Here is a 13383-nt window from a genome sequence, read left to right on the forward strand (position 1 = left end):
CTGATATTTTCAATCTACAAATGTTCGGTTGTTGATTCCGCAAAAAACTTCAAAAATATGAATAACTCAGGTACATTCACCAAACTACGTCCTCTAAGTTTGTTAAGACAATTATCCAATTGTTCCGACAGTACTTGTTTACAAGTATTGAGTAACTCAGTTTCTTGGTCGATTTACTTAGAACAGGGCAAAATAACTTACGCTACCCATTCAGTGGAACCCTTCGATCGATTAGAACGCCATTTGCGACGCCTCAGCCAGCAAATCCCACTCCTGACTAATGAGGTTCGCTCTCAAGTACGGCTGATGTTTGAACCTGACTCACACAGTCAGTTAATCAAAGATGACACTAATTCCAGAAGCCATCCTCCTGAGTATCAGGCTATATCCTGGCTTGTTAGTCAACAACATCTACATTCTACACAAGCAGCAGTGCTGGTTCAAGAATTAGTTAAAGAGGTAATTGAATCATTTTTGCTCATCAAAGTAGGTACTTATGAGTTAACAGAACCACTTGAGAGAATGCCAAAGATTTGCCGACTAGGTGTCGAAAAAATTCTCGAATATTGCCAATTAAAATTACAGAATTGGCAGGCTTTTATACCTAAAATTTCTTCTCCATATCAACGTCCATATCTGTTGATTAACAGTAAGTTTGACGAGCAAGATTTACCAAATCTACAGCCAGATTTAATTAACTGGATGAAGGGTTTTAGCCTGTGTCATCTGGCCGTAATTTTGAATCAAGATGAAATTCAACTAGCTCGCAATTTATACCCTTACATCCTTAAGGGTGCGATTATCCTTCATGAACCCGATCCGCCTTATGATAAGTTACCAAAGATTTTTGAGGAGCAATCGCTTTTCTCAAAATTGATTTCAGGGTTAGTTGACACCAAACAAGAACTAAGTAGCACTGTCAATTCTTACCCAAATATTCCTGAAGAGAAAATAGTTCCTGTTCAGCGATTACCACAGATTTCTACTCCTTCAAAAGAAAACTTTCAGCAACCAACAATATCAAATAACATAAATTCTGCTTCCCAAAGAGTAACGGCTGCTACGGTAACAGTAAAAAAAGTCCACAAAATCGTTTCTGTAGATGATAGCCCTACAATTCTTAAAGAAATTAGTTATTTCTTAGAAAATGAAAATTTTTCTGTAGTGACTATTAACGATCCAGTGAAAGCCGTTTTGTCAATTATAAGGCACAAACCGGATTTAATTTTGTTGGATTTAAACATGCTGGGAATTGATGGCTATGAGTTGTGCCGAATTATACGAAATAATTCATTATTTCAAAATACTCCTATTATCTTTGTCACTGGGAATAAAGGAATTGTAGACAAAGTAAAAGCCAAATTAGTCGGGGCTTCTGGATATCTGACTAAACCGTTTACTCGCGCCGAATTACTGAAAATAGTCTTTATGCATTTGACTTAAATTAACTACTCCAATGAGTTTTTTATGCACATTCCTTTGTGCGATAATCTACACATGAGTACTAATCTAGAAATTGACGAAAACTTAATTAAGGAGGAGAGCTACTCGAACTTGGTGGCCATCCAACTAAGGATGCCGTTGTTGAAGAGGCATTACGAGAGTATGTACAACGTCAAAAACAACTGAAAATTCTGGAGCTATTTGGCACGATTGAATATGACGATGATTATGATTACGAGCAACAGCGCCAAAGTCGATGAAAGTCATTGTTGATACTTCAGTCTGGTCTGTAGCTCTCAGACGCAAAAAGTTCACTCTAGCAGAAAACAGAACAATTTATAAGTCTACTTTCTGGCTCAACTAATAATAAAATTCCTGACTATGGAGTATAAAAAATGAAAAGTGTAGTAAGCGCAGCGGTTATATTAACATTGATTGGTGGAGCAAATTGTTTTCCTACCTATGGAGTCTTATCAAATATCAAGCCTTCAAGCATAGAAGTTAAATCAATTGCTCAAGGTCATCATCAACAATTGATGGCTAGAGTTGGAACTACTTTAAATACTCCATTTTATCTTAGATATGGAAGGACAGCTTACCTCCCCACTGAAAATATTGAAATCAAATTTTCAAAAGTTATCCAGGATTCTCGGTGTCCTTCTGATGTAACTTGTATTTGGCAAGGGCAAGTTATTATTGGATTAGACATCATAAAAAATGGTCAGCAAGTTTCAACATTAACGCTAACCCTGATACCAGGCCGTGATACTTTACCAATTCAATTTTTAGATAAGTATTCGGTGAAATTGATAGGAGTTTCCCCGTACCCAAATAGCAAAAAGCCGATCGCACTCAAAGACTACATTGCTAAAATTGTTGTTAGTAAACCGTAGATGACCAAACCTTTGACACGCTTTTGTCTGAAACAAAACACCCGGATTTTTCACAAGCGAGAAATCCGGGCGTATGTAGTTTAAGGTCAAAATCAACCAAATAAAAATAAGGACTTACTTCCCTGCGTAGATACATTCTCAGTATTTACTTAATTTTTACATTGCCAGTCTAACGTAGTAGGATTGTTCAAGTGAAAGGGTACGCCTTGCAAGGCGAGTAGCCATCGAGCGCTTCTTGCACCCTAAAATAAGAGCAAAAGACGATTCCTAAAACAAGCACACTCCATGCGTATTTCTCTAAATTGGCTGCGCGAACTAGTAGAGATAAAACTTAGTCCAGAAGAATTAGCCGAAACCCTGACAATGGCGGGGTTTGAGGTTGAAGAGATTGAAGACCGCCGCACTTGGGCAAATGGCGTGGTGATCGGCAAAGTGCTTGAGCGTCAACCCCATCCCAACGCCGATAAATTAAGTGTTTGCCAAGTAGATATCGGTGCAGGTGAAACTTTAAATATTGTCTGTGGCGCTGCCAATGTGAAGGCAGATATCTATGTGCCTGTGGCAACTACGGGTACTTACTTACCCAACATCGATTTAAAAATTAAACCTGCAAAACTACGTGGCGTCCCATCTCAGGGCATGATTTGTTCTTTAAAGGAACTCGGTTTGCCCACCGATGTCGATGGAATTCATATTTTTACCCAGGAAAATTTACCATTGGGTAGTGATGTCCGGCCGTTGTTAGGTTTAGATGATGTAATTTTAGACCTGACTGCAACTGCCAACCGCGCTGATGCTTTGAGTATGGTAGGTGTAGCCAGAGAAGTAGCCGCTTTAACGGGTGGAAAGTTGAGCATTCCTGAACCTGGTGAAGTATCTATTCCCAAAAATGCCGGAAATTTAGCTTTAAAAATTGCCGATACCCAAGCTTGTCCTGCATACATCGGTACGGTAATTGAACAGGTGAAAATTGCTCCATCTCCCGAATGGTTGCAACAGCGTTTGCGGGCGGCTGGGGTACGTCCCATCAGTAATGTGGTGGATATTACTAACTACGTTTTGTTGGAATGGGGACAACCACTGCACGCCTTTGATCGCGATCGCCTAAAATCTGTTGCAAGTAGCGAAAATTTAAGCATCGGCGTTCGCTTCGTCAATAATGGAGAATCCCTCAAAACCCTAGATGGACAAACTCGCACCCTAACAACCCAAAATTTATTAATCACCGCTAACGAAAAACCCGTTGCACTGGCGGGAGTCATGGGTGGGGAAGAAACAGAAGTCCATCAAGGTACTCAAAGCCTAGTTTTAGAAGCAGCTTTATTTGATTCCGTGGCAATTCGCCGTTCTTCTCGGAGTGTTGGGTTAAGAAGTGAGGCTTCTGGCAGATACGAACGGGGAGTTAACCGGGCTGAGTTGGAAATAGCTAATCGCCGCGCTTTATCTTTAATTAGCGAATTAGCGAGTGGAATTATTGTCCAGCAGGAAATTGCCGACACCCGCCCCGATCCGTCTACTTGGAGTCGTTCTATCGCCCTGCGTTTAGACCGAGTTAATCAGATATTGGGGCCCATCGATTTAGAAGAAGACACAGGCGAACTTCAAAAACAAGATGTTGAGCGCATCCTGACTGCATTGGGGTGTCAATTAACTTCTTCAGGAGAAGATAGCAGCCATCAACCTACGTGGTCAGTTTCCGTCCCACCTTATCGTTACCGTGACTTAGAGCGAGAAATTGATTTAATTGAAGAAATCGCCCGTCTCTATGGCTACAACAAATTCTGCGATACTTTACCAGAAAAAGCGGAAGCTGGTTATCTACCTTTAGATCAAGAACTAATTCGCAAATTACGAGCTTTCCTGCGGGCTGAAGGATTGACAGAATTAATCCACTATTCTTTAGTCAAACCAGGAGAAGACAGAAATATAGTCCTGTCAAATCCCTTATTTGTTGAATATTCAGCGCTGCGAACCGATTTGATCTCTGGGTTAATTGATGCCTTTCAATACAATTTAGAGCAGGGTAATGGTGCGCTGAACGGCTTTGAAATCGGGCAAATTTTCTGGCAAGAAGAAGACGGTTTGCAAGAAACAGAAGCTTTGGCGGGAATTATCGGAGGCGATCGCACCCTTGGTAAATGGTCAAAAAGTGGACGCGAAGAACCCATCACCTGGTTTGAAGCCAAAGGCATTTTAGAAAGTGTATTTCGGCAACTTAGCTTGCAAATCGAATTTCAACCCGATCGCCGCGACGATCGCTTACATCCAGGACGTACCGCTTCTCTGTGGATTCGGGGTAACAGACTGGGTATTTTTGGGCAACTCCATCCCCAACTGCGGCGAGAAAAAGGTTTACCAGATTCCGTCTACGTTTTCCAGTTGGATCTAGATGTGCTTTTAGATTCGCTAGAACAAGATGAAGTTCTCGTCCCCACATTCCAGCCTTATTCTACATATCCAGCTAGCGATCGCGACATCGCCTTTTTCGCACCCGTGAAAATCTCAGTTTCCGAAATTGAAAAAGTAATTACCAAAGCGGGTAAAGATTTGCTCGAATCTGTGGAATTATTTGATGAATATCGGGGCGAAAATGTCCCCGAAGGACAGAGGAGTTTAGCATTCCGCTTAATTTATCGGGCTAGCGATCGCACTCTTACTGAGGCAGAAGTCGAACCAGTACATAATAAAGTGCGCGAAGCCTTGGTGGAAAAATTCGGCGTGAACTTGAGAAGTTAGAAGTTATATCATGTCCGGCTGATTACTTGCTAAACCTCAAGAACCCCACCCCGCCCGAGGCTACAGTGTACACACAAGTCGAATTACCCCCCTTGGAAAGGGGGGAAAAAGAAATCTAGTTCCCTCCCCTTTATAAGCGGAGGGTTAGGGTGGGGTAAAATCCTGGTTAATCAGCTATTTCAGACTTGTTGACACGCCAGTAGGTGCGTTATGGATACGCCAAATCAACAAATGCGATCGCCGAAATAGCAAATGAGTTCGCCGAATCAACAAATGCGATCGCCAAATTAACAAATGCGATCGCCAAATTAACAAATGCGATCGCCGAATCAACAAATGCGATTGCCGAAATAACAAATGCGTAGGCGTAGCCAGCCGTAGGCATCGCCATGATTGCAACAATTTAGCTTTGTCACGCCAGCGTAACGTACCGTAAATCTTTGGTGGAGAAGTTTTTCCGGTTTGTGCGTACACCGTAGCCGCTTGCGGGGAAGCGTTGTTTTATTATGAGTAGTTTGACAGATATCATATTTGATGATGTACGAGGTGTAGCGATGGGCTACGCCCCACCGGAGGCGATCGCATCTAAATAATACTAATCCAATTTCCTTTAATAAATCAGTGTTATCACTAGGTAAGCAACGTCAGATTAGATATTTTGTACAAGCAGTATCGCAATTGCAGTACTGTGTGTAAGCTTTGCCCTGCGTAGGTAATGCCCCAGCAGCAGTAGTTTTAGCAGATATTTAAATACAACAACATTATGCAACTATAATATTATGCAACAGTACTTAGTATAATACTGCTCGTAAGATAGTAAGTTTTCGGTAATATGCCATGATAGAATTTGCCGCCATTACTTCAGTGATTAGTAAATATGCTCCTCAAGCTAGTCAACTAATCATTAAACAAGCTCAAAAAAACGAAGCTGTTATCAAAGTTTTACAAGAATTAAAACTCAATCCTACGCAAATTCCTGATGATATTGATGGGGTTTATGCTTACACTCTGGTAAAATATGGTGTATTTAAGCCGGAAGCAATTTTAAAGCTGTTTAGAGAAAAAGTAATTAAAGATTATTTTTGGGATGCTTACAGTTCTAATGCTCCCTTTAAATTTGTAGATAATACAAAAAAATTTATAACTCAAAATAGCGAACTAAAAACGCAGATAATCAATGCTAAAATTAACTTTTTGGCTGAATTAGAAGAATTTGGTGAAGCCTTTATTGCGGTTGCTAAACAAACGAAAGCCTCCAAATATCAGCCTTATCCAGATTGGAATTTAGATGTTTATCCCAAAGAATTTAAAGCCTTAATCTTTGAAAAAACTCGCTTATTTTGCGGTCGTGATTTTGTTTTTCAGGCTATTCAAAGATTCTTCACAACTCAAAGCAAGGGTTATTTTTCTGTGATTGGGGATGCAGGGATGGGTAAGAGTTCCATTGCTGCTAAATACGTTTTAGCGACTAAGTTCCCTTGTTATTTTAATGTTTTCGCAGAAGGACGCAACAAACCAGAAAAGTTTTTAGCCAGTATTCGTCAACAATTAATCAAGCGTCATTCTCTTCAAAATGTAGACAACGCTGATTTGAGAACTTTCCTGCAAAAAGCCAGTGAAGAACTAAAAGGACAGAAACTTATCATTGTTGTTGATGCACTAGATGAAGTAGAACAAGAAGGAAATAGTAATCTTTTAGATTTACCACAAAATCTTCCCGATGGAGTCTATTTTTTACTGACTAGAAGACTTTACAATCAAGAAACAAAACGTTTAACTTTGTCTCCTGATACTCCTGTAGATGAATTAGATTTAACAAAGCGTGATTATACAGCTTTGAGTCAAGAAGATGTAAAAGAGTACATTCAATTATTTTTGAATAATGATTATAAACTAAGAAATTGGATTAATGAGCGCAATATTTCTGAAGATATTTTTACTCAGGAAATAGCTGTTAAGAGTGAAAATAATTTTATATATTTGCGCTATATATTACCCGGAATCTCTGAAGGTAAATACAATGATTTAACTTTAAAGGGATTACCACAAGGTCTTCATGACTATTATATGGCTCATTGGAACCGGATGGGGATGGATAAAGAATCCAATGAAAAAAAGGTAAAAATACTGTATATATTGGTAGAAAGAGGTGAACCAATATCCCTAAACATGATTGCAGAAATTCTTGATGAGGATGAATATGAAGTAAAATCAGTGTTAAATGATTGGGTTGAGTATGTAAAATCGGAAGTAAATGAAGATGACCAAAAAACTTACTATAGTATTTACCATCAGAGTTTTCTAGAATTTCTTAAAGGTCAAGATAAACTAGGTAAAGGTCGAAAACTATTTAAAGAAGTTAATAAAAGTATGGCTAATTTTATGCTGAAGGAGATGGCATAAATTGGGGGAAATTGCCATTAAATTAGCATCCAAATCAGCAGAGTTTCAAAATTTGTTTTTGGGCCAATTTCCTGAACAACAATTAAAAGCTGGGAACTCGGAAAAATATTATCAAACTCTCACAGATTTCGATTTTATTTGTTTGAAAATTCAATATCCTCAATTTGGAGTAGAAAGCCTGATTAGAGATTATTATTTGATTGATGACCCAGAGATATTAGATAGCTTAGAAGAAGAAGAGAAACTAGACCCAGAACAAATCAAACCCCTGAAATTAATTCAACGTACCCTACAGTTATCAGCCCATGTTTTGAATCAAGACCCAAATCAATTAGTAGGACAATTATGGGGAAGATTGCAGAGTTTTCCTGAGCCAGAAATTCAGAAAATATTGGCAGATTCAGTACAAAGTAAAAGTGAAATTCCTCGACTTCAACCGATTACAGCCAGTTTAACCTCTCCGGGTGGAAACCTAGTGCGTATTCTGACTGGTCATAACGACTCAGTAAATGCAGTAGCGATCGCCCCAGATGGCAAAACAGCAGTTTCCGCTTCTGTTGACAACACCCTAAAACTATGGGATTTGGAGACAGGAAGAGAAATCTCTACCCTAAGAGGTCATAATGACTCAGTAAATGCAGTAGCCATTACCCCAAATGGTCAAACAGCAGTTTCTGCTTCTAGTGACAACACCCTGAAACTGTGGAATTTGGAGACTGGAGAGGAAATCTCTACCCTGAGAGGTCATAAAGACTCGGTAACAGCAGTAGCGATCGCCCCAAATGGTCAAACAGCAATTTCTATTTCTAATAGCCTGGAACTGTGGACTTTGAAACTGTGGGATTTGGAGACTGGAGAAGAAATCTCTACCCTGAGAGGTCATAAAGACTCGGTAACAGCAGTAGCGATCGCCCCAGATGGGAAAACAGCAGTTTCTGCTTCTAGTGACAACACCCTCAAACTGTGGAATTTGGAGACAGCAAGAGATTTCCCTTCCCTGAGAGGTCGTCTGAAACAGTTAAAACTGTGGGATTTGGAGACGAAAAGGGAAATATCTACCTTGAGCGGTCATAAAGGCTCGGTAAATGCAGTAGCGATCGCCCCAGATGGTAAAACAGCGGTTTCTGCTTCTAGTGACCACACCCTCAAACTGTGGAATTTGAAGACGGGAGGAGAAATCTATACCCTGAGCGGTCATAACGACTCGGTAAATGCAGTAGTCATTACCCCAGATGGTCAAACAGCGATTTCTGCTTCTAGTGACCACACTCTGAAACTGTGGGATTTGAAGACAGGAAGAGAAATCTCTACGCTCAGAGGTCATAACAACTCAGTAACAGCAGTTGCCATTACCCCAGATGGTCAAACAGTCGTTTCTGTTTCTAACAACCTGAAACTGTGGGATTTGGAGACAGGAAAGGAAATTTCTACCTTGAAAGGTCATAACGACTTAGTAAATGCAGTAGTCATTACCCCAGATGGTCAAACAGCCGTTTCTGCTTCTAGTGACAACACCTTGAAACTGTGGACTCTGAAATTGTGGACTCTGAAACTGTGGAATGTGGAGACGAGAAGGGAAATCTTTACCCTGAGAGATCATAGAGGTTCAGTAAATACAGTAGCGATCGCCCCAGATGGAAAAAAGGCAGTTTCTGCTTCTAATAACCTGAAACTGTGGAATTTGAAGACAGGATGGCAAATCTCTACCCTGAGAGGTCATAACAACTCGGTAAATGCAGTAGCGATCGCCCCAAATAGTCAAACTGCGATTTCTGCTTCTAGTGACACCTCCCTGAAACTGTGGGATTTGGAGACAGGAAAGGAAATCTCTACCCTGAGAGGTCATAACAACTCGGTAAATGCAGTAGTCATTACCCCAGATGGTCAAACAGCCGTTTCTGCTTCTAGTGACACCTCCCTGAAACTGTGGGATTTGGAGACAGGAAAGGAAATCTCTACCCTGAGAGGTCATAACGACTCAGTAAATGCAGTAGTCATTACCCCAGATGGTCAAACAGCAGTTTCTGCTTCTAGTGACAACACCCTGAAACTATGGGATTTGGAGACAGGAAAGGAAATCTCTACCCTGAGAGGTCATAACGACTCAGTAAATGCAGTAGCGATCGCCCCAAATGGTCAAAAAGCCCTTTCTGCTTCAGATGACAAGACCTTAAAACTGTGGGATTTAGAGACAGGAACAGAAATCTCTACCCTAAGAGGTCATAACCACTGGGTAAGAGGAGTAGCGATCGCCCCAGATGGTCAAAAAGGCCTTTCTGCTTCTGCTGACCACACCCTGAGATTGTGGGATTTAGACACAGCAAAGGAAATCTCTACTTTCACTGGTGAAAGTTATATATATTGCTGTGCTGTTTCCCCAGATGGATTGACAATTGCAGCAGGCGAAAGCTCAGGGCGGGTTCATTTCCTCCGTTTAGAAGGGGGTTAAAAAAATGAAATCGATCGCGGAAAATCCGATCGATATCCCCAGATATCCCCTAGAATTTCAGCAAATCATTACTGCTAAAAATCATAATTTTGTCGGTCGTGAATTTGTCTTTTCTGCTATCAATAACTTTCTCAGTCAATCTGACCGGGGCTACTTTACTATTATCGGCGATCCTGGTGTTGGTAAAAGTGCCATTCTTGCCCATTATGTCAGCCAAAATCCGGGAGTTGTTTATTACAATGTCGAAATTACAGGTAAAAATCGCGTTGAGGAATTTCTGACAACGATTTGCACTCAATTAATAGAAATTGCCCAAAATCAAGGTATTAAAACTTGTGTTGAGCGGAGTCGAAACAATCTTACCCCTAGCTTTCCTGACTCTACCACAGAAGACAGTGGTTTTTTATCGTTGTTACTGCAACAAATCAGCAATAGATTGCAACCAAAACAACGTTTAATTATTACTATAGATGGCTGCGATAGAATTGATCTCAACAATCAACCACGCGGCTCAAATATTTTCTATTTACCCCGTTATCTACCTGACAAAGTTTATTTTATCCTTAGTCGCCGTCCTTTTTTGGCAGATAAATCAGGTTTATTAATTGAAACACCAGCCCAATCTTTAGATTTATCAAATTACCTTGAACAAAATCGCGCTGATATCCAGGAATATATTAAAACTTATTTAAGTAAATCATGTCATCCTGTAGATGCTTCTGCGGCTTCCCGCAGGGTGCATAGCGTTAGCGAAGAAGATGTTTCGCTCAACATGACAGAGCAAGGTTTTGATGATGAAACCAATTTTATGTATGTTAAAGAAATTTTAGCAGCTATTAATCAGGATATTTACCCCCAAAATTTACAGATATATTACCAAAATCATTTAGAAAAAATGAATTTAGCAACCCATAAACAGCAATCAATGGCTTTGCAGGTGTTAAATATCTTAGTTCAAGAGCAACCGATATCAATAGAAGCGAGCGCAGAAATATTAGATGTAGATGAATATGAAATAAAGGAAGTTTTAGACAAGTGGCGAGAGTTTTTAAATTTAGAATCAATAGCAGCACAAATGCATTATAGTGTTTATCATGCTAACTTTCGTGATTGGTTGAGTCAACAAATTGAGTCTAAGCTTTGAGTTAAAAGAGCGCTTAGAAACCGCAAGAGTAATATCTTATTAACCAGTAGGAGTAACAAGCAATTATGACTAAATATGTACTTTGGGGAACTTACTGCGAAGACGTTCTCGAAAAACGCACCCCCCATCGCCAAGCTCATTTAGACGGATTAGCAAAACAGAAAGAATCCGGTGTGCTGATTACCATTGGCCCCACCAAAGATGTCACAAAAGTTTTTGGGATTTACGAAGCCGAAGACGAAGCGATCGTGCGCCAGTTAATTGAAAATGATCCCTACTGGAAAAATGGCGTCTGGACTGAATATTCTGTCAAAGAATGGATTCAGGCTATATAAATTGGTGTTGGGCATTGGGCATTGGGCATGGGAAGATGAGTTTGAATGTTGAACCTCTGAACTCGGAAGTTGAGCCTTTGAACTTAAAACTTTTAGTTTTAACTCTCACCGATACTCTCCCTCTCCCATCCCTCTATACCCCATGCCTACATAATTATGAAAATTTGGCAGGTTGATTTTTATCGTCGTCCCTCACAAGATGCGTCTGGACAAATTTTATGGGAATTGTTGATTTGTGACGCAACTCGCAGCTTTCAATATGAAGCTAGCTGTCTCCAGTCAGCAGCAAATTCTAATTGGGTTGCGACTCAACTTGAGCTAGCTGCTGGTGAAAAATTGCCAGATGTAATTCAGGTGTTTCGTCCTCAGTCTCTAAGCTTAATTGAAGCGGCTGGACGCAACTTAAGTATTAATGTCGAACCTACCCGCCACACCTTGGCGTTAAAGCAGTGGTTACAAGAAAAGCAATATCCCTCAACGCTGGATAAACCACCCCCAGCACCATTACCAGAAAACCTCTGGGGAGAACAATGGCGTTTTGCAAGTTTAGCTGCTAGTGATGTAGAAACGAGATTTAGCGATCGCCCTATTCCCATTTTGCACATTCCAGAACATTTCAAACCGATCAATTTAGGTTTGGCATCAACAGTCCCCGTTCCTGGCATAGTTATTTATGGGGGACGGCAATCAATGCGCCTAGCACGCTGGTTGCAGCAAGCCCGTGCCGTCAGCTTGAACTACATTTCTGGCGCACCGGATGGCTTAATATTAGAAGCTAGCTTGGTAGATAGATGGATTGTTGCCACATTTGAAGATCCAGAAGTTACAACAGCAGCCCAAGCATTTGAACAACGCAAAAAGCAAAGCCGAGGATTGCATTTTTTGTTAGTTCAACCCGATGATTCTGGTATGACTTATAGCGGCTTTTGGTTATTGCAGGCAGAAAATTGAAGTTCTGGGATTTCTAGTTTAGGGGTGTTAGGGAATAAAAATAGAGATAAAAGTGAAACGAAGGCAATGAACAAATTAAACTATTTCTTCCTGCTTTTGACTTAAATACATCGCAATTCCTTTCTCGTAGTAAGCTGCTTCATTAATAAAAATAGGATAAACAGTAGACGCTCCCTCATAGAAAATATCTTTTCCTTCAAAAGTCAGAAACATTGGATCGCCTGGATGCAAAGGTTGATAATCCCTAAACTGAAGCTGGGGGTGAATCATGGCTTGAATTTCCCCGCGTAGGCGCAGCCCACCGTAGGCATCGCTTCTAGGATAATCGACAGTTCCAATGTATTTATAAAGTGTAAGGTGGTTGCTTGTCTGCGGAATATTACCCTGATTGCACTTTTCAAAATAATCTAAAACTGCATAAATAAGCTGTTCTGTTTCTTGAAATAATTTGGCGTTTAAAACATTTTGAGCCACAGCCCCAACTTCTATAACAAAACCCAATTCGCACAAAGAACGGAGAAAACCATTTTCTTTGGATTCTTGATTAATAAAGACTTTCACCAAAGGGTTGATAGAACTTAAATAAGCGCCTAACCGAAGCAAGAAAGGGTGCATATCACAAAAAATCAGACTTAACCCCATATTGGCAGTTGTGCTGTGTAAATCAACAATTACATCTACAAAGGGCTGATTTTGCGGTTGCAATATCTTTTGAATTGCTTTTGCCCGTGTCTCTTCATAACTTGAGAGTTGGGGATTTTGTAAGCCTTGATTAGTGAAGCAACGATTTAAATCTTTTTCAATGTATCGTTTGCCTTCTTCAATAGCTTTGAGATTGCCAAGTAATGCCAGAGTTTCAAAACTTGCCCTGTCAATTAAATTAGGATATTGCTGAAACTTTTTGACTAAATGTACTCCTGTTAACTCATTACCGTGGTTTCCTCCAACGATCGCAACTCGTTCAATCTGACTCATAACAACCTCACTGGCTCCCCTACGGTTATTGAGAATGGTGCAAGATACAAGATA

At 40.2% G+C, this 13383-nt stretch carries 10 protein-coding genes and 1 pseudogene; 10 read left to right on the forward strand and 1 reads right to left on the reverse strand.

Going from position 1 to position 13383, the window contains the following annotated elements:
• Positions 1 to 57 precede the first annotated feature (57 nt).
• The 10 genes and pseudogenes from V7K84_RS06730 to V7K84_RS06775 all read left to right on the forward strand — a co-directional run bounded on the left by V7K84_RS06730 (position 58) and on the right by V7K84_RS06775 (position 12354).
• A complete protein-coding gene (locus V7K84_RS06730) occupies positions 58 to 1443 on the forward strand; it encodes a response regulator (RefSeq protein ID WP_334837042.1) in 1386 nt (461 codons plus the stop codon).
• Between the two features lie 149 nt (positions 1444 to 1592).
• Positions 1593 to 1703 (forward strand): annotated as a pseudogene (locus tag V7K84_RS06735) (type II toxin-antitoxin system VapB family antitoxin); the annotation flags it as partial.
• A 135-nt stretch (positions 1704 to 1838) separates the two neighbouring features.
• Entirely contained in the window at positions 1839 to 2336 is a 498-nt protein-coding gene (locus V7K84_RS06740) for a hypothetical protein (protein ID WP_334837043.1), read from the forward strand.
• Positions 2337 to 2621: 285 nt separating this feature from the next.
• Entirely contained in the window at positions 2622 to 5072 is a 2451-nt protein-coding gene (gene pheT / locus V7K84_RS06745) for a phenylalanine--tRNA ligase subunit beta (RefSeq protein WP_334837044.1), read from the forward strand.
• A 203-nt stretch (positions 5073 to 5275) separates the two neighbouring features.
• Positions 5276 to 5437: a hypothetical protein gene (locus V7K84_RS06750; RefSeq protein WP_334837045.1), complete on the forward strand. Its 162-nt coding sequence runs from the start codon at positions 5276 to 5278 to the stop codon at positions 5435 to 5437.
• Positions 5438 to 5909: 472 nt separating this feature from the next.
• Positions 5910 to 7475 carry an ATP-binding protein gene (locus tag V7K84_RS06755; protein ID WP_334837046.1) on the forward strand — a complete coding sequence of 522 codons (1566 nt, stop codon included), beginning with the start codon at positions 5910 to 5912 and terminating at the stop codon, positions 7473 to 7475.
• Position 7476: 1 nt separating this feature from the next.
• A complete protein-coding gene (locus V7K84_RS06760; RefSeq protein WP_334837047.1) occupies positions 7477 to 9924 on the forward strand; it encodes a WD40 repeat domain-containing protein in 2448 nt (815 codons plus the stop codon).
• Positions 9925 to 9928: 4 nt separating this feature from the next.
• A complete protein-coding gene (locus V7K84_RS06765) occupies positions 9929 to 11068 on the forward strand; it encodes an ATP-binding protein (RefSeq protein ID WP_334837048.1) in 1140 nt (379 codons plus the stop codon).
• Positions 11069 to 11133: 65 nt separating this feature from the next.
• Complete coding sequence (locus V7K84_RS06770; protein WP_334837049.1) at positions 11134 to 11403, forward strand: YciI family protein; 270 nt, start codon at positions 11134 to 11136, stop codon at positions 11401 to 11403.
• A gap of 156 nt (positions 11404 to 11559) precedes the next feature.
• Positions 11560 to 12354: a Tab2/Atab2 family RNA-binding protein gene (locus V7K84_RS06775; RefSeq protein WP_334837050.1), complete on the forward strand. Its 795-nt coding sequence runs from the start codon at positions 11560 to 11562 to the stop codon at positions 12352 to 12354.
• 75 nt (positions 12355 to 12429) lie between these two features.
• On the opposite strand, the gene V7K84_RS06780 is transcribed toward V7K84_RS06775, so the two are convergent.
• Positions 12430 to 13329 carry an aspartoacylase gene (locus V7K84_RS06780; protein WP_334837051.1) on the reverse strand — a complete coding sequence of 300 codons (900 nt, stop codon included), beginning with the start codon at positions 13327 to 13329 and terminating at the stop codon, positions 12430 to 12432.
• Positions 13330 to 13383 lie beyond the last annotated feature (54 nt).

This window comes from Nostoc sp., from assembly GCF_036917315.1.
Classification (GTDB): Bacteria; Cyanobacteriota; Cyanobacteriia; order Cyanobacteriales; family Nostocaceae; genus Nostoc.

Coding starts and splice junctions, on each gene's coding strand:
- V7K84_RS06730 (WP_334837042.1), top strand. CDS start 58: ATGAATAACTCAGGTACATTCACCAAACTACGTCCTCTAAGTTTGTTA.
- V7K84_RS06740 (WP_334837043.1), top strand. CDS start 1,839: ATGAAAAGTGTAGTAAGCGCAGCGGTTATATTAACATTGATTGGTGGA.
- pheT (WP_334837044.1), top strand. CDS start 2,622: ATGCGTATTTCTCTAAATTGGCTGCGCGAACTAGTAGAGATAAAACTT.
- V7K84_RS06755 (WP_334837046.1), top strand. CDS start 5,910: ATGATAGAATTTGCCGCCATTACTTCAGTGATTAGTAAATATGCTCCT.
- V7K84_RS06765 (WP_334837048.1), top strand. CDS start 9,929: ATGAAATCGATCGCGGAAAATCCGATCGATATCCCCAGATATCCCCTA.
- V7K84_RS06770 (WP_334837049.1), top strand. CDS start 11,134: ATGACTAAATATGTACTTTGGGGAACTTACTGCGAAGACGTTCTCGAA.
- V7K84_RS06775 (WP_334837050.1), top strand. CDS start 11,560: ATGAAAATTTGGCAGGTTGATTTTTATCGTCGTCCCTCACAAGATGCG.
- V7K84_RS06780 (WP_334837051.1), bottom strand. CDS start 13,329: ATGAGTCAGATTGAACGAGTTGCGATCGTTGGAGGAAACCACGGTAAT.